This is a genomic window from Segatella copri (genome assembly GCF_009494395.1).
Classification (GTDB): Bacteria; Bacteroidota; Bacteroidia; order Bacteroidales; family Bacteroidaceae; genus Prevotella.
In genome coordinates this window covers 29,051-45,898 of record NZ_VZCB01000022.1, presented here as the reverse complement: position 1 = coordinate 45,898, position 16,848 = coordinate 29,051, and the positions used below count along the sequence as shown (strand labels likewise).

Sequence of the window (16,848 nt, the reverse complement as noted above, 5' to 3'; positions counted from 1 at the left end):
CGTATCTTTGTCCCCGAATTAAGGCGTTCTTTGTATATTGCAAAATACAGAAACGAGCAGAAGTCCGCTCGTTTCCATATTGTTACCTATATAATATAGGCAAACGCCCAAGTTCTTGATATTCAATCAAAGTCCAATTTAGAGCGAGTTATATTTGTTAACATTACATTCCCCATTATTTCCCCATATATTTCTATGGAATTCCGTTTTTTTTTTTATACCTTTGCTGCCAAATTATTAACAATAAATTTTAAAACGTATGAATTCAAAATCAGCAGCAAAATTGGCTGCATGCGCCTCATTTGCGCTATTTCTGAGTGGAATTCCTTCACAGAAGGCCTGCGCGCAAGAGCAGGAGAAGAAGGTTGTGGTAGAAGATGCAGACAACGAGAAGCGCTATCTGCCAGCCAACAGCATCAGCGTAAGCAGCGGATATTCATGGCTCAGCAACGAAATTCTTACGGCCAACGGCGATAAACTGGGCAGAACGCCTACCGGCTTCGACGTGACCATGGAATACGCCCATCTGTGGAAACTGAAGAACACCCGCCGTCCTTTTTATATCGGCTTCTCCATTAATGGCATGGGCAGCAGAACCAAGGTGAAAATCCCTAGAAACGGCGGCAATGACGTCAACGATGTAATCATGAACTATTTCGTCGGTGCGGGTTACAAAATGGCCTACAAGACCAACAAGCGCTTCATCTGGAATCTGCTGCTGAGCCTTGGCTACGCCTGCACAGACGACGATTTCGCCACCGTAGATGGCTTTGGCGTCTATGCGGAAATGGGATGCGAATACATGCTCAGCAAGCACTGGTCGGCTGGCATGAATCTTGGCGGCATGTCCTCCGCTTACAAGCAGCCGGCAGGCTGGGACGGCAGCAAATATAAATACGGAATCGATCACAATGGCTTGCGCGCAAAGCTGGCCTACTACTTCTAATTACGGAACCAGGCTCATTGAATTATAAGAAAGCTGCGAGGCGATACTCTACCTTAATGATTTATAGGTAGAATATCGCCTCGTTGCCTTCATTGAAAAGGAGGTCCAGGATGCTCATATTCGGCTGGAAACCGTGCTTCTGCCCGTAGACCTGATAATAGCGCTTGGGAGCGAATTCAGCGTCAGGAAGCGGCTTCTTTGGGCGAATAGCATCGCGGAAATCCTTGATTTCATCCTCTTCTTTCAGTTCTTTACTCTGAATATAGGCTTCGGTGATTGAAATCTTGGGACGGATGTCGAGAAGCTCTATCATCTTCTCGGTAGTCTCCATGTTGAAATCGAAGAGAAACTCGTATTTCTTCTCGTAGAAGGGGCGGATGTCGTCCTGGTAATACTCGAAGAAGGGGCTCTCGCCGTAGGCGGAAAGGAGCGCATTCCAGTGGACGTGGCGCCAGTTGGCGTGGTCGGAGATGCGGATGTCCTTCATCGACAGGGAGATGTCGTGATTGGTGGGGATGGTGAGCGAGAGAGGACCGTTGGTGGTCGGGATGATCATACGGTTGCGATAGGTTTGCTTGATAAAGCTCTCGTGGCGCTCTATCAGGCATTCATCGTAGCGGTTCAGCTTCTGATACCACTGGATGGGACCGAAATATGTGGAGGAAAGAAGGGCTTTCAATTTACTTTGAACTTTGAGATTTGAACTTTCTTTACTTTGAACTTTGAACTTTGAACTTTATGATTACTCTTTACGTTTAGAACAGCTTGTAAGCCTTGCCTATCATCTGATGCTTATGCACCACCTGCTGCCCGGTTGGGGTCTTCAGGAGATAGAAGCGGCAATCCTTGCAGCCGCAGCGCTTACAGCAGACCGTAGGAATGATATACTTCACCGTATCGATGAGAATCGTATCACCCGGAAGCTTCTCTACCCTACCGATGAAATAAGCCTCTGAGACGAATTTCCGGGGGTTAGGCTGAACTTGATTTCCAGCCTGTCTCTGACCTTTGACCTTGGTTTGATTCTTAGCCGGAGCAAACACGGAATCGGTGAAGACAACCACATCGCCGCGATTGAAAAAATCGCAGTCAATCCTATTCACTATCACCCGAGTGCCTGCTTTCAGCTGCGGAGGAAGACCTCCGGCGGGCACCGTGAAGACAGTGAAGGCAAAGGTTCGCACCACCCACACCAGGAGCAGCGATAAACCTAAAGCTATTAGGAATTTAACTGCGATTTTCAAATCTATCTTTCTTACTTGATGTTATCTACGAAGTTGAACAGGCGGTTCCAGCGGATGCCTGAGAAGCCTGGATGATCAGGACTGTGGCTCCACCAGATGAAGATAGGCTTGCCCACGATGTGATCCTCAGGCACGAAGCCCCAGTAGCGGCTGTCGGCTGAGTTGTGGCGGTTGTCACCCATCATCCAGTAATAGTCGAGCTTGAAGGTGTAGCTCTTCGCCAACTTACCGTTGATGAAGATGTTGCCTTGGCTGTCTACCTTCAGGTCGTTGCCCTCGTAAACCTTGATGCAACGCTCGTAAACAGGCAGGTTCTTCAGCGTCAGAGCGATGCTCTTGCCCTTCTTCGGAATCCATACAGGACCGTAATTATCGCATGTCCAGCCGGTGTAGGCGTTGAGCGGATACAGGTCGCCGTATCTTGCATCGGTGTTGATGGAGATGCTCTCCACGAGGTTCTTGTTCGCCTTCAGGGCCAGATAAGCCTTCTTGGTGAGTGGAATCACGCCGCTCTGATTATACATCAGCAGGTCTTCGTTGGTGATTCCCAGCTCATCGGCAAGGTCGATAGGGAACTCGCCCTTGAGCTTCATCTTGTAGGTATATTGCACGTTATCAGGCTCCTTGTTTGCCTTGCCGTCAAGATAAACGATGCGGTTCTTGATCTGCAGGGTCTGACCAGGCAAACCCACGCAGCGCTTCACGTAGTTCTCGCGGCGGTCGGTAGGACGGCTGATGATGTCGCCATATTCGCCCGGCATGTTCAGGATGTAGTTTCTACCGGCAGCATACACTTTCTCGAAGTAGTGGCGCTGCTGCAATGGGTTCAGCACGCGGACATCCTGCTGCTGGCCGTTCTGCTCCAGTATCTGGTCGCCGATGGAGTAAACCATCTGATAGTAATCGTTCGCCTGATAGCGCTCCTCGTTGCAGAGGGTGTCGCCGGCAGGATAGTTGAACACAACGATGTCGTTGAGCTTCACGTTGCCCAATCCCTTCACGCGGCGGTAATCCCAGTGAGGCCACTCAATGTAGCTCTTCACGTTGACCAGCGGCATGGTGTGCTGGGTTAAAGGCATGGTGAGCGGAGTCTGAGGGATGCGAGGTCCGTAGCTTACCTTGCTCACGAAGAGATAATCGCCCGTGAGGAGACTCTTTTCGAGAGAGGAAGACGGAATGACGTAGTTCTGGAAGAAGAAGAGGTTGATGAAATAAACCGCTACGAGCGCGAACACGAGCGCATCTACCCAGCTCATGATGAAGCGCACAGGGCCTTCTTCATCCTTCCACCACTGCCAGTGAATCTTCTTGGTGATGTAGACATCGAAGATGAACGGAACCACGATGAGTCCCAGCCAGCTCTCTACCCAAACCAGGAAGAGAAGATAGAGGGCGAGAACTACTGCGAACTTCGCCCACTGCACCTTCATATTGAGTTTTTGTTTCTGCTTGTCAATCATATTTATTAGATTTATTAGAACTTAAACAAATCTGAGGTTGTGAGCAAGCCGGAATGGGTGGCTGTGAACTCAGCAGCGAGAACAGCTCCGAGAGCAAATCCCTTGCGTGAGTGGGCACTGTGCTCGATGGTAATCATATCAGCATCGCTGTCGTACATCACGGCATGGATTCCTGGAACCTCGCCATCGCGTACGCAGTTGATGACCAAATCCTCATCGGTGATGTTTGCATCGCCCTCATCGTGATGACCATCCTCTGTCCAATAAGTTACGCCACGCTTCCAATCTTTCTTTCTGTCGATGTTGTCGATAATTTCCTCGGCCAGTGTGATGGCTGTGCCTGATGGCGCATCAAGTTTGTGCACGTGGTGGGTTTCCTGCATGCATACGGAGTACTGTGGGAAACCGTTCATGATCTTAGCCAGATAGCGGTTTACGGCAGAGAAGATGGCTACACCGATGCTGAAGTTAGACGCCCAGAAAAGGGTCTGCTTACCGTCGGCGCAGAGTTTCTCCACGTCTTCCTTATGGTCTTTCATCCAACCTGTAGAACCTGAAACCACCTTCACGTTGTGGGAGAAAGCCTTCAGATAGTTGCCGTAAGCGGCAGTAGGGTTGGTAAACTCGATGGCAACATCGGCAGAGCAGAACTCCGGACTGTCGATATCCTCAGGGTTATTCACGTCAATCTTACATACGATTTCGTGGCCACGCTGCAGGGCGATCTCCTCGATCATGTGTCCCATCTTTCCGTAGCCGATCAAAGCAATTTTCATCTTTATCTAAATTTTATTTGTTTTACTCTAACTGATATTTCCGTATGGCAGGGAGAAGGAGAAAGCTTGCCATTGCGTTTTTGCATCGTCATTCTTTGCCTCCTCAAACCAAACGTTTCGGCAAAAATACAATTTTTTCTTTGAAAAACCTTGAAAAATCCTTGTTATTATAATAATAAATAGAAAATTTTGGTTATTTTTGCAGTGATTTAAGGCTTTTAGCCTCATTTAGTAACTAAAAAAGAGAAAATGATGAGCAAATACATATTCGAGACAAAGATGGAAGTGAGGGATTACGAGTGCGATATTGAGGGCATTGTGAACAACGCCAACTATCTGCACTACATGGAGCATACCCGCCATCTCTTCCTGAAGGAATGCGGCCTCAGCTTTGCCGAAATGCACAACAAGGGCGTGGATGCCGTGGTGGCGAGAATGAACCTGCAGTACAAGGTTCCGCTGCAATGCGATGATGAATTCCTCTCGCGTCTGTGGCTGGAGAAGCAGGGCGTAAGATATGTCTTCCATCAGGACATCTTCCGTGCCAGCGACGAGAAGCTCTGCCTCAAGGCAACCGTAGAACTCGTCTGCCTCATCAACGGAAAGCTGGGCAACAGCGAGGATTACGACAAGGCATTCGAGAAATACTTCTCTCCTCAGGGTTAACAGGTTAACAGTTAACAGCTGATTTTTCAATACTCCCCTTCCGCACACGAGCGAAGAACTTGCATCCATCAAGGTCAAGCAAAAGAACTTGCGTTCCGAAAGAGGCAATCCTATAAACCATAAAAGCCGAAACAATATGGAGCAACTACTTCACTACGTGTGGAAGCACAAACTCTTCCCACTCTCCCCTCTCACCACCACCGACCAGCGGCAGGTGGAAGTTATCGACCCCGGACTCCACAACCGCAATGCAGGGCCCGACTTCTTCAACGCCAAGCTGAAAATCAACGGAACCCTATGGGTGGGCAACGTGGAGATTCACGACAAGGCGAGCGACTGGTATCTTCATGCCCACGACAAGGATGAGAGATACGACAACGTGATACTGCACGTCTGCGGCATCATCGACCTCGATGCCAAAAACTCGAAGGGCGAACCCCTTGTGCAGATGCAGCTCAACATCCCCGAACACGTACTGAAACACTATCAGGAACTCTTAACCATCGACCAATATCCTCCTTGCTATCAAATCATTCCATCGCTCACCAGGCTCACCATCCACTCGTGGATGAGCGCCCTGCAAACCGAACGGCTCTCGCAGAAAACAGAGGCGATAGAAGAGCGCGTCCGACAATGCAACGGTGATTGGGAGAACGCCTATTTCGTGACCCTGGCGCGCAATTTCGGCTTCGGAATCAATGGCGAAGCCTTCGAACAGTGGGCTCTGAACCTGCCGCTCAGAGCCGTGGACCATCACCGGGACGACCTCTTCCAGATAGAAGCCATTTTCATGGGTCAGGCGGGACTGCTGGAGCTCAACACCATCCCCGAACGCTATCAGAAAGACGCCCTGAACGACGGCTATTTCGCAAGATTGAGGAATGAATATCTCTATCTCTCGCATAAGTTCTCGATGCAGCCGATGGATTACAAGCTGTGGCGATTCCTGAGACTTCGCCCTCAGAACTTCCCTCATATCCGCATCTCGCAGCTTGCCAATCTTTATTACAACCGCCGTGCCAGCCTCAGCCAGCTGCTGGAGGCCACCACGGTGAAGGAGGCGAAGAAGGTGCTTTCTACCAGCGTCACGGAGTATTGGGAAACCCATTACACCTTTGGCAGCACGAGTGTAAAGAACGAGAAGCACATCTCCCCCTTCTCGCTCAATCTGCTCATCATCAACACGGTAGTCCCCATCCTCTTCGCCTACGGCAGGCACCGCGGAGAAGAGAAATTCTGCGACCGCGCCTTCGACTTCCTGGAGGAACTGAAGGCCGAGAACAACCACATAGTAAGGATGTGGCAGCAATGCGGCCTGGTGGTGGAAAACGCCGGCGACAGCCAGGCCCTCATCCAGCTGAAGAAGGAATACTGCGACAAGAAGGAATGCCTCCGCTGCCGCATCGGTTACGAATACCTGAAGAGGTAAAGGGGAAAGAAAAAGAAGGACCGGGGGAAGACCAGGAAAGACCAGGGAAGACCAGGGAAGGACCGAGCGATGGAATCGCTCGGAACTGTGGTGCAGAAATAAAGGAGCAAGCGTAGCCCCCTCGCGCTCCCGTTCCGAGCGATTCCATCGCTCGGTCCCTCCTGCTCCCTCCTGCTTCCCCCTCCTTCCTCCCATCTATAACCCCATAAAAAGATAAAGCTTATGGCTGACCAACAGGAAATATTAAACACCATCCTCCTGACAAGGCTCAACTACTTCAGCCTTGCAGGGATACTGGAGCTATACAGAAGAACAGGCTCCGCCACGCTCATCATGGAGCATAGAAACGACATCCGAAGCCTTCTCCCAGATGCCTCGGATAAGCTCGTGAACGCCCTCAAGAACTGCGATGAGGCGCGCAAACGCGCAGAAGTAGAACTGGAATACGACATCCGATACGGCATAGAGCCGATAACGATGAACGACGACCGATATCCCCAGCGACTCAAGGATTGCGACGACGCCCCTCTGATGCTCTTCTATAAAGGCAACGCCAACCTCAACCAGCAGCGGGTCATCAACATCATCGGAACCCGCCACTGCACCCCGTACGGCGAAGACCTCATCCGCCGCTTTATCTCCGACCTGAAGCAGCTCTCCCCTCGTGTGCTCATCGTGAGCGGCCTGGCCTATGGCGTAGACATCATGGCACACCGACAGGCGCTCGCCTGCGGCTACGAAACCGTGGGCGTACTGGCTCATGGCCTCGATGACCTCTATCCCCGCCAACACAGGGATACGGCAGCGAGAATGATAGAGCAAGGCGGATTGCTCACCGAATTCCTTACCCAGACAAACGCCGATAAGATTAACTTCGTGCGCCGCAACCGCATCGTGGCGGGAATGTCGGATGCCTGCATCCTGATAGAGAGCGCCTCTCATGGCGGCGGTCTCATCACCTGCGGCATTTCGCAATCCTACGGCCGTGACGTCTTCGCCTTCCCGGGGAGGATAGGCGACCACTACAGCGAAGGCTGCAACAACCTGATAAGGGACAACGGCGCCACCCTCATCACCAGCGCCGAGGACTTTGTGAAGGACATGCGCTGGCAGGATGACGCAACCCTGATGAGAGCCAAGCAGCAGGGCATCGAGCGCTGCCTCTTCCCGGAACTATCGCCCGAGGAGGAGCTCATCGTCCAAATCCTCTCCAAGACCAACGACCTGCAAATCAACATCATCAGCGTGAAGTCGAATATCGACATCTCCCGCCTCACCTCCCTCCTCTTCCAGATGGAAATGAAGGGAATCATCCGCACCCTGGCAGGAGGAATGTATCATCTTTTGAAGTGAATCAAAGGAGGAGTTAAGGAGTTAAAGGGAGTTAAGGAGTTAAGACAACAGTTATGAGATACTCATGTTTTTTTGTATATCATGGCAATTTCTCATAAAAAAAGTGTAACTTTGCAGCCGAAATTTTGGAGAAGGAATATCAAGGATTATCATTTTCGAAGCATTTGTCTTAACTCCTTTAACTCCTTAACTCCTTTAACTCCTCATAAAACGATGAAAATAGGTAATATAGAATTTGGGCCTCAGCCCCTCTTCCTCGCTCCGATGGAAGACGTAACAGATATTGGCTTTCGCATGCTCTGCAAGCGATTCGGAGCTGCCATGGTTTATACTGAGTTCGTATCGGCGGAAGCCTTGGTGCGAAGCATCAAGAGTACTGTCAGCAAGCTTACGATAAGCGATGAGGAGCGCCCTGTGGGCATTCAGATTTACGGTCGCACCACCGAGGATATGGTGGAAGCTGCCAAGATCGTGGAACAGGCGAAGCCGGATGTGATTGATATTAACTTCGGTTGCCCGGTGAAGAAGGTTGCCGGAAAGGGTGCGGGAGCCGGAATGCTCCGCAATATTCCGCTGATGCTGGATATTACAAGAGAAGTGGTGAAGGCGGTGAATGTGCCCGTAACCGTGAAAACCCGACTGGGTTGGGATTGCGAGAACCTCATCATCACCGAGCTTGCCGAGCAGCTACAGGATTGCGGAATCCAGGCGCTCACCATCCACGGCAGAACCCGAAGCCAGATGTATACGGGCGAAGCTGACTGGAGCCTCATCGGTGAGGTGAAGAACAACCCCCGCATCCATATTCCTATCATCGGCAACGGCGACATTACGACCCCGGAAGAAGCCAAGCTTGCTTTTGATCGCTACGGCGTAGATGCGGTGATGATTGGCAGAGCCACCTTCGGAAGGCCATGGATTTTCAAGGAAATTCGTGATTATCTGGATAATACGGGTGCTGCCCCATTAACCGTAGATGAGAAGATTGACCTCCTGGAGGAGCAGCTCCGCATCAACGTAGAGCGCATCGATGAGTACAGAGGCATTCTCCACACCCGTCGCCACCTAGCCGCCTCCCCTATCTTCAAGGGCATTCCTGATTTCCGCCAGACGAGAATCGCCATGCTGAGAGCCACGACCGTGGAAGAACTAACTGGGATTCTGAAAGAATGTAGGGAGAGAATCAAAAGTTTAGAAAGCTAACATAATGACAAAGGGAGAATCCAACAGACACCTGTTAGTTTCTCCCTTTTACTTTTAAAAGATTGACTTTATATAATCCATCAAATTTTCATTCTTATAGCTTGGAGTTTGAAGTGATCTACCACCTTTAAAACCATGCTTAATCAATACACTTTCATTCAATTGGTCTCCAGAATATTCTGCAACCAACTTTAATCTAAAAGTAATATCCGTAGGAGCTTGCTCAAGCCAATATTCAGAATCCTCACGCTTACAATTATCGGCAACAACTTGAGTTTTAAATCTAACGTTTCTAGTATTTGACATAAACAAATATACTATATCTCCTACTTCAAAATTAGCTGTATTTACCCAACTAATAAATCCACTCTTTATCAAGCTCTTTGCGTGATTACATTTTTTCTCATTTGCAAAAGCAATCCACTCTTTATTCCCCATTGCTTAAAAATATTTAACAATATCATCTATTGTTGCCTTAAACAACCTACCATAATCAGAACTTCTTACTTCTTCAATATAGAAGCACCTTCGAGCAGGGCGAGTGCCTTGTTCTCGTTCTCCTCCATGATTTCACGCTCTCCCGGCCCCTTATCATTGATGCCGCAGAGGTGCAGGATGCCGTGGATGATGACGCGGTGAAGCTCATCATCGTAGGTCTTGCCAAACTGCTCGGCATTGGTGCGCACGGTATCGAGCGAAATCACGATGTCGCCGTTAATCACATCATCCTCATCATAATCGAAGGTGATGACATCGGTATAGTAATCATGACCCAGATACTCGTTGTTCACTTCGAGAATCTTCTCGTCATCTACAAACATATAGCCTATCTCTCCCACCTTGCGGCCATGAGAGGCAGCTACCTTGCGAATCCAGGCACTGGTGTCGCGCTTCTTGATCTTTGGCATTTTCACGCCATCTACATTGTATGTTATCATACGCTTCTTCCTCCTATTTTTATTTTATTTTTGGTAAAAATTCATCTACTTCTCTTCCAAAGAATCTCAGCTCCCTCACCAGCGTTGAGCTGATGCTGCTGTATCTTGGGTCGGAAAACAGCAGGATGGTTTCTACGCCGCCCAACTGCTTGTTGATGTCAGCCTGCTCTCGCTCGTACTCGAAATCCTTGGCAGAGCGGACGCCACGAACCAGGAACTTAGCTCCCAGGCGATGCGCCAGGTCGATGGTGAGGTCATCGTAAGCAACCACCTCCAGGCGGTAGCCCTTGGATGCATCCTTCGCATCTACCAGCTCTGCACATTCCTTCGGAAAAACGGCCTTGATATCCTCCACACGCTTCGAGATTTCCTCCTGCGCATGTTTCAGCTTGCTCATCGCCACTGCTATCACGAGCTTGTCGAACATGGGCAAGGCACGCTCGGCGATGTTCTGATGTCCTATCGTAAATGGGTCGAATGTACCCGTAAATATTCCTATCTTCATTACTTTGAACTTTATTCAAACAGGTCGCCCTGCATGATGTTGCTTGCATACGGATTCCTGCCCAGATGCTCATAGGCAAGCTTGGTGGCCATTCTGCCTCGAGGTGTACGCTTGATGAAGCCTTCCATGATGAGGAATGGCTCGTAAACCTCCTCTACGGTGCCGCCATCTTCACCGATAGCCGTGGCGATGGTGCTTACGCCCACCGGACCTCCACGGAACTTGTCGATGATGGTGGTGAGAATCTTGTTGTCAATCTCGTCCAAGCCATACTGGTCGATATTCAGCGCCTTGAGAGCCACCTGAGCAATCTCGAAGGTGATGGTTCCGTTGCCCTTCACCTGAGCGAAATCCCTGACTCTTCTGAGCAGCGAGTTGGCAATACGAGGGGTTCCACGCGAACGGCGGGAGATTTCCACTGCCGCCTCATCTTCTATAGGCACCTGCAGGAGCATGGCACTTCGCTTGATAATCTTCTGAAGCGTCTCAGGGTCGTAGTATTCCAGATGCAGATTGATTCCGAAACGGGCACGGAGAGGAGCCGTGAGAAGACCGCTGCGGGTAGTGGCTCCAACGAGGGTAAACGGATTCAGATCTATCTGAATGCTTCGTGCCGAAGGACCCTTGTCTATCATGATGTCGATGCGGTAATCCTCCATCGCCGAATAGAGATACTCCTCTACCACTGGCGAAAGGCGGTGGATTTCATCGATGAAGAGCACATCGTTAGGCTCCAGGGAGGTAAGGATACCTGCCAGGTCGCCCGGCTTATCGAGCACAGGGCCTGATGTAATCTTGAATCCTACGCCCAGTTCGTTGGCGATGATGTTGCTCAGCGTAGTCTTACCCAATCCGGGAGGACCGTGCAAGAGGGTATGGTCGAGCGGTTCGCCACGATACTTGGCTGCCTCAACAAAGACTTCGAGATTATCCACCACGCCATTCTGTCCGCTGAAGTCGGAGAACTTCAGTGGGCGCAGCGCCTTCTCGAATTCCTTTTCAGCAGGCGAAACCGTCTCTTGTCTTATATCAAAATCTTCGTTCATTCTATGACTATTATCGATAATATGGGTGCAAAGTTACACATTTGTTGCGGAATTAAAGAAGAAAAGCCGAATTATTTTGCCTCAGATATTGCACAATCCAAGATGATTCGTGCAGATTTGTAAGCTCAAACCAAGAAAAATGTTATAATTTGATATTTAATTATTAAATAATTTGTTTATTCAGTAGAAAAGACGTACTTTTGCACCCAATATTGAAAGAGAGGAAAGAAGGAGGATAGTAAGAGAGATTATATAATAAGAGAGAAATATCAGGATTTTAAAAGAAATAGAATTATGCTTAAGTTATTTCAAGGGCTCAGCAAGCTGCTGGCCAATTACACATCTATCTTCGTGATAGGTGTTGCAGTGTTCACATTCTTCTTCCCACATACCTTCGACTGGGTGCGCGGAACTACTCAAACCGTCATTCTCGGCATCATCATGCTCACCATGGGTCTGACCTTGACCACCAACGACTTCAAGATTCTGGCTCAGCGCCCGCTGGATGTCTTTATCGGTGCCTGCGCCCAGTTCATCATCATGCCGGGTGTGGCTTACACCCTGGTGCATGTGTGGCATCTTGACCCAGCCCTGGCACTCGGAATCCTGCTGGTAGGTTGCTGTCCGGGCGGCGTTTCGAGCAACATCATGAGTTATCTCTGCCATGGCGATGTGGCTTTTTCTGTGGGAATGACCTGCGCCTCTACAATTCTTGCACCAGTGATGACTCCGCTGCTGATGAAGATTACGGCTGGCGAGATTATCCATGTAGATGCTGTGGGAATGTTCATCAACATTCTGATAGTTACGATTATCCCTGTGGCCATCGGCTGCGCCTTGAATTATATCTATGGCAAGAAGGATTGCTTCCCTACCATTCAGAGTCTGATGCCGGGCATCAGCGTTACGTGTCTGGCAATCATCGTGGGAGGTGTGATTTCTACGGTTCACGATGACTTGGTGGCTCGTGGCTTATCACTTTTCCTCTGGACTTTTGCAGTGGTTTTCTGCCACAACACGCTGGGTTACTGTCTCGGTTGGCTCGCCGGAAAACTTGCCGGATTCAATACCGCCAAGAAGCGTACCATCAGTATTGAGGTGGGAATGCAGAATGCCGGTCTTGCTACAGTACTTGCCGGCAATTTCTTTGCCGCCCAGCCTCTTGCCGTATTGCCTTGCGCCATCAGCTGTGCCTGGCACAGTATTTCGGGCACCATCCTTGCCGGAATCTATCTGAAATGGGATCGCATGCATGAGAAGAAGTAAATGAATTCGGAAAGGATTCATGAACGCAAATCCGCCAGACGACCCGCCGGATTGAAACCGTTAGGCGACCCGGCGGATTTGAAATCCGGCGTTAAAAAATGTCCTAACCTATTGAGGCTCTGCGGATTTGAAATCCGCAGCAAAGGAGTATGCTTTTTCTTTTGTTGGGGGATTACAAATCCCCCGGGGTTAAGAGGTCGAACATTTTTTGACGGCGGATTGCAAATCCGCCGGGACGCCTAGCGGACTTGCGTTCTTGGAAGATAAATACACAAAAAAGGCCGTGAAATTCTATCAGAAACCTCACGACCTTTTCTTATATCATTACCTCACGGGTTAACAGGTTAACAGTTAACAGCCGTTTTTTCTATAGTTACTTTCCCGTGGTCAGCAGCTGCACGGCTCGCTGAACTATCTCATTGGTCTCGTTCCAAACCTGGAAGTATTGGCTCATATCCCAGATATCTCGCGCTACAAGGGCTTTCAGCTGCACAGCCAGGTATTTCTTCGTCTGAGCCAATTCAGCCTCATCCTTAGGTTCTATCTTCTCCTTCTTGCCCTCTGCGATAATGCCTTCAATGAGCGAAGAAGGAACCTCGTAGCTTGCCAGGAACTTGTTGAAATCCTTATACTGGCTCTTCAGCTCCTTGCGGTGAGCATCGATAAACTTCAGACTGTGGTTGATGACAATGCTCTTGGCTGCCAGCTGACGGTGCATCTTGGTGTACTTGGTAGTATCCAGCGGAACGAAATAATCAGGCATGATTCCGCCGCCACCATAAACCACACGATGCTTGCGCAAAGTATAATACTTCAAGCTATCTGAAAGATGGATGCTGTCCTGGTTGGTGAACTCGCCATGCTTGTAACGGTTGTCGAGATCCATCGCATAATCCAGTCTGTCTCCCTTCTTATACGGCTTCTGGATGCATCTGCCGCTAGGCGTATAATAATGGGCGATGGTGAGACGAATCTCGCTGCCATCATCGAAGGTGAGTGGACGCTGCACCAATCCCTTGCCGAAGGTTCTGCGACCTACCACTACTCCACGGTCCTGATCCTGGATGGCTCCGGAAACAATCTCTGCGGCAGAAGCTGTAAACTCATTGGTAAGCACTACCACCTTTCCCTTGCGCCATCTGCCGTTAGCCTGCGCCTTATACTCCTGACGGGGAGCTGCACGACCGCTGGTATAAACGATGAGATCGCCCTTCTGAAGGAATTCATTGGCTATCTGAGCCGCAGCCTGCAAGTAACCGCCACCATTATCCTCGAGGTCGAAGATAAGGTCTTTCATTCCCTTCTTTTTCAGCGAATCCATCGCTATCGTCACTTCCTTATGACTGGTAAGGCCGAAGCTTCCCAGACGGATGTATCCGATGCCCGGGCGAATCATATAAGCCGCATCCATCGTGGTTACAGGAATCTTGTCACGTTTCACCTTGAAGGTGAGCTTATCCTTGATGCCCCGGCGCACGATGGTAAGATTCACCGTTGTTCCCTTAGGACCGCGAAGGCGTTTCATGATTTCCTCCTTGCTCATCTTCACGCCCGAAATGGCAGTATCATTTACCGCCACGATACGGTCGCCAGCAATGATTCCAACCTTCTCGGAAGGCCCATTCACTACGGGCTGGATGACGAGCAAGGTATCATCTACCATGTTAAACTGCACGCCAATGCCATCAAAGCTTCCATTCAGCGGCTCGTTCATCGCCTTGGTTTCCTTGGCCGTGGCGTAAGAAGAATGAGGGTCCAGCTTCTCGAGCATGCCTCGGATGGCGTCCTCTACGAGCTTGTTCTCATCCACACTATCCACATAGAGGTTGGTAATGGCGATTTCCGCCCTACCCAACTTCTCTATCGGGCTGTTCTTGCCCATCTTGATGCGCAGCTGGGCATTGGCAGAAGTTACTGCCAGGAATGCCATGAGCGCAATAAATAGATATTTCTTCATTTCTTAAAACTAAAGTTTATGAAAGAGAGAAATCCTTCAAGAGTTAACAGGTTAACAGTTAACAGCGCTTTTTTCAATGGTTACCCCCCGAAAGCACTTGAATTCTTCACTCTTCGTTCTTCACTCTTCACTTCATTTAATCCAACGGTGCTGAGTCTTCCTCCGGAATATCCTCTTCAATCACCAGGTTGTCGATGATGAAGTTCTGACGTTCCATCGTATTCTTACCCATGTAATACTCCAAGAGTTTCTGCACCTGGTCGGTCTTGTGCAGCGTTACCTGCTCCAATCGCATATCCGGACCGATGAAATGGGCAAACTCTTCTGGCGAAATCTCTCCCAATCCCTTGAATCGGGTGATTTCCGGGTCAGGACCCAGCGCCTTGATGGCCTGCTGGCGCTCCTCATCGCTGTAGCAGTAATGCGTAATGAAGTCGCCTTTCTTCTCCTTAGGTCCCAGCTTGGCATCAGCATCCGCTACAGCCTGCTTGTTCTTGATTTTGGTTCGCTTGTTGCGCACTCGGAACAATGGGGTTTGGAGCACATACACGTGGCCCTTCTTGATGAGATCTGGGAAGAATTGCAGGAAGAAGGTGATGATGAGCAGGCGGATGTGCATTCCATCCACATCGGCATCGGTAGCCACAATCACCTTATTATATCTCAATCCGTCCAAACCGTCTTCTATATCCAGGGCAGCCTGCAGCAGGTTGAACTCCTCGTTCTCGTAAACCACCTTCTTGGTCAGACCATAGCAGTTTAATGGCTTTCCTCGCAGCGAGAATACCGCCTGGGTGTTCACGTCGCGGCTCTTGGTGATGCTTCCGCTGGCAGAATCACCCTCGGTGATGAAGATGGAACTTGCCTCCTTCAGCTCGTTCTTGGCATCGCTGAAGTGGATGCGGCAATCGCGCAGCTTGCGGTTGTGAAGGTTCGCCTTCTTGGCACGCTCACGCGCCAGTTTGGTAACGCCAGCCATCGCCTTGCGCTCACGCTCGCTCTCCTTGATCTTATTCTCCAGAATCTCAGCCACATCCTTGTGGATATGGAGATAGTTATCTACTTCCTTCTTCAGGAAATCGCCCACATACTTATTGATGGTTTCGCCTCCGTTCGGAGACATTGTGGTACTTCCGAGCTTAATCTTCGTCTGACTCTCGAACACCGGCTCCTCTACGTTCAGTGCAATGGCAGCCACCAGTCCGTTTCGGATGTCGCCATACTCATACTTGCCGTAGAATTCCTTGATGGTTCTGGCAATATGCTCCTTGAAGGCGCTCTGATGAGTACCGCCCTGGGTGGTGTGCTGACCATTCACGAAGGAATAGTACTCCTCGCCATACTGATTGGTATGGGTAAAGGCGATCTCGATGTCTTCGCCCTTCATGTGAACAATCTCATAGAGACCTTCATTGGTCATGTTGTCGGTCAGCAAATCCTTCAAACCATGACGGCTGAGGATGCGGCGACCATTGTGCATGATGGTGAGTCCGGTGTTCAGATAAGTATAGTTGCGGAGCATCGTCTCCACGAAATCATCGTGGAAAGAATAGTTCTTGAACAGGGTATTATCCGGTTCGAAGAAGATGAAGGTACCATTCTCGTCCTCCGTATCTTCGGTCTTGTCGCTTTTCAGAATACCTTTCTCAAACTTCAGATGGCGCACCTTGCCGTCACGGAATGACTTTACCTCGAAGTGAGAGCTGAGGGCATTCACCGCCTTCACACCCACACCGTTCAGTCCGACACTCTTCTTGAACGCCTTGCTGTCATACTTACCTCCGGTGTTCAGCACGCTTACTGCCTCTACGAGCTTTCCCTGAGGAATACCACGACCATAGTCGCGCACGCTGACCCGCAGATGGTCTTCGATATCAATCTCCAATCTGGCTCCAGCGCCCATCTTGAACTCGTCGATAGAGTTATCTACCACCTCCTTGAGGAGCACGTAGATTCCGTCTTCCGGCAGATTACCGTCACCCAGACGACCGATGTACATACCCGGACGGGTACGCACATGCTCCATATCGCTCAAGTGTCGGATGTTGTCGTCGGTATA

At 49.8% G+C, this 16,848-nt stretch carries 16 protein-coding genes; 6 read left to right on the top strand and 10 right to left on the bottom strand.

The genetic code is table 11. From position 1 onward, the window contains the following. The first annotated feature begins 259 nt into the window (after positions 1 to 259). Entirely contained in the window at positions 260 to 946 is a 687-nt protein-coding gene (locus F7D73_RS02915; RefSeq protein ID WP_153122208.1) for a hypothetical protein, read from the top strand. 61 nt (positions 947 to 1,007) lie between these two features. Here the strand turns inward: F7D73_RS02915 and F7D73_RS02910 are convergent, their stop codons facing one another. From F7D73_RS02910 to dapB, 4 genes are all read right to left on the bottom strand, one after another. Further along, positions 1,008 to 1,625, bottom strand: a complete 618-nt coding sequence (locus F7D73_RS02910; RefSeq protein ID WP_153122207.1) for a WbqC family protein — start codon at positions 1,623 to 1,625, stop codon at positions 1,008 to 1,010. A 76-nt stretch (positions 1,626 to 1,701) separates the two neighbouring features. Beyond that, positions 1,702 to 2,190: a S26 family signal peptidase gene (locus F7D73_RS02905; protein WP_153122206.1), complete on the bottom strand. Its 489-nt coding sequence runs from the start codon at positions 2,188 to 2,190 to the stop codon at positions 1,702 to 1,704. 11 nt (positions 2,191 to 2,201) lie between these two features. Further along, complete coding sequence (lepB, locus tag F7D73_RS02900) at positions 2,202 to 3,650, bottom strand: signal peptidase I (protein ID WP_153122205.1); 1,449 nt, start codon at positions 3,648 to 3,650, stop codon at positions 2,202 to 2,204. 14 nt (positions 3,651 to 3,664) lie between these two features. Then, positions 3,665 to 4,426, bottom strand: a complete 762-nt coding sequence (dapB, locus tag F7D73_RS02895) for a 4-hydroxy-tetrahydrodipicolinate reductase (protein ID WP_153122204.1) — start codon at positions 4,424 to 4,426, stop codon at positions 3,665 to 3,667. A gap of 252 nt (positions 4,427 to 4,678) precedes the next feature. Here dapB and F7D73_RS02890 point away from each other — a divergent pair, with 252 nt between their 5' ends. From F7D73_RS02890 to dusB, 4 genes are all read left to right on the top strand, one after another. Continuing rightward, positions 4,679 to 5,092: an acyl-CoA thioesterase gene (locus F7D73_RS02890; protein WP_153122212.1), complete on the top strand. Its 414-nt coding sequence runs from the start codon at positions 4,679 to 4,681 to the stop codon at positions 5,090 to 5,092. 136 nt (positions 5,093 to 5,228) lie between these two features. Next, positions 5,229 to 6,521, top strand: coding sequence for a DUF2851 family protein (locus F7D73_RS02885; protein ID WP_153122203.1), 1,293 nt, complete (start codon positions 5,229 to 5,231; stop codon positions 6,519 to 6,521). Between the two features lie 222 nt (positions 6,522 to 6,743). Beyond that, on the top strand, positions 6,744 to 7,874 hold the full coding sequence (dprA, locus tag F7D73_RS02880; protein ID WP_153122202.1) for a DNA-processing protein DprA: 1,131 nt from the start codon (positions 6,744 to 6,746) through the stop codon (positions 7,872 to 7,874). A gap of 213 nt (positions 7,875 to 8,087) precedes the next feature. Next, positions 8,088 to 9,077: a tRNA dihydrouridine synthase DusB gene (gene dusB, locus F7D73_RS02875; protein ID WP_153122201.1), complete on the top strand. Its 990-nt coding sequence runs from the start codon at positions 8,088 to 8,090 to the stop codon at positions 9,075 to 9,077. Positions 9,078 to 9,131: 54 nt separating this feature from the next. Here dusB and F7D73_RS02870 read toward each other — a convergent pair whose 3' ends face one another. The 4 genes from F7D73_RS02870 to ruvB form a co-directional block, all read right to left on the bottom strand. Then, the gene (locus tag F7D73_RS02870; protein ID WP_022111304.1) at positions 9,132 to 9,515 is read right to left on the bottom strand and encodes a hypothetical protein; all 384 of its coding nucleotides are present in this window, start codon (positions 9,513 to 9,515) and stop codon (positions 9,132 to 9,134) included. Between the two features lie 65 nt (positions 9,516 to 9,580). Next, the gene (gene ybeY / locus F7D73_RS02865; protein WP_006848933.1) at positions 9,581 to 10,015 is read right to left on the bottom strand and encodes an rRNA maturation RNase YbeY; all 435 of its coding nucleotides are present in this window, start codon (positions 10,013 to 10,015) and stop codon (positions 9,581 to 9,583) included. Positions 10,016 to 10,034: 19 nt separating this feature from the next. Next, positions 10,035 to 10,520 carry a pantetheine-phosphate adenylyltransferase gene (coaD, locus tag F7D73_RS02860; RefSeq protein ID WP_153122200.1) on the bottom strand — a complete coding sequence of 162 codons (486 nt, stop codon included), beginning with the start codon at positions 10,518 to 10,520 and terminating at the stop codon, positions 10,035 to 10,037. 11 nt (positions 10,521 to 10,531) lie between these two features. Continuing rightward, positions 10,532 to 11,566 carry a Holliday junction branch migration DNA helicase RuvB gene (gene ruvB / locus F7D73_RS02855; RefSeq protein ID WP_153122199.1) on the bottom strand — a complete coding sequence of 345 codons (1,035 nt, stop codon included), beginning with the start codon at positions 11,564 to 11,566 and terminating at the stop codon, positions 10,532 to 10,534. A 294-nt stretch (positions 11,567 to 11,860) separates the two neighbouring features. Here ruvB and F7D73_RS02850 point away from each other — a divergent pair, with 294 nt between their 5' ends. Further along, positions 11,861 to 12,832, top strand: coding sequence for a bile acid:sodium symporter family protein (locus F7D73_RS02850; protein ID WP_153122198.1), 972 nt, complete (start codon positions 11,861 to 11,863; stop codon positions 12,830 to 12,832). Between the two features lie 373 nt (positions 12,833 to 13,205). Here F7D73_RS02850 and F7D73_RS02845 read toward each other — a convergent pair whose 3' ends face one another. Both F7D73_RS02845 and F7D73_RS02840 read right to left on the bottom strand, forming a co-directional pair. After that, a complete protein-coding gene (locus tag F7D73_RS02845) occupies positions 13,206 to 14,789 on the bottom strand; it encodes a S41 family peptidase (RefSeq protein WP_153122197.1) in 1,584 nt (527 codons plus the stop codon). 136 nt (positions 14,790 to 14,925) lie between these two features. Then, positions 14,926 to 16,815, bottom strand: coding sequence for a DNA topoisomerase IV subunit B (locus tag F7D73_RS02840; protein ID WP_228117613.1), 1,890 nt, complete (start codon positions 16,813 to 16,815; stop codon positions 14,926 to 14,928). Positions 16,816 to 16,848: the final 33 nt, after the last annotated feature.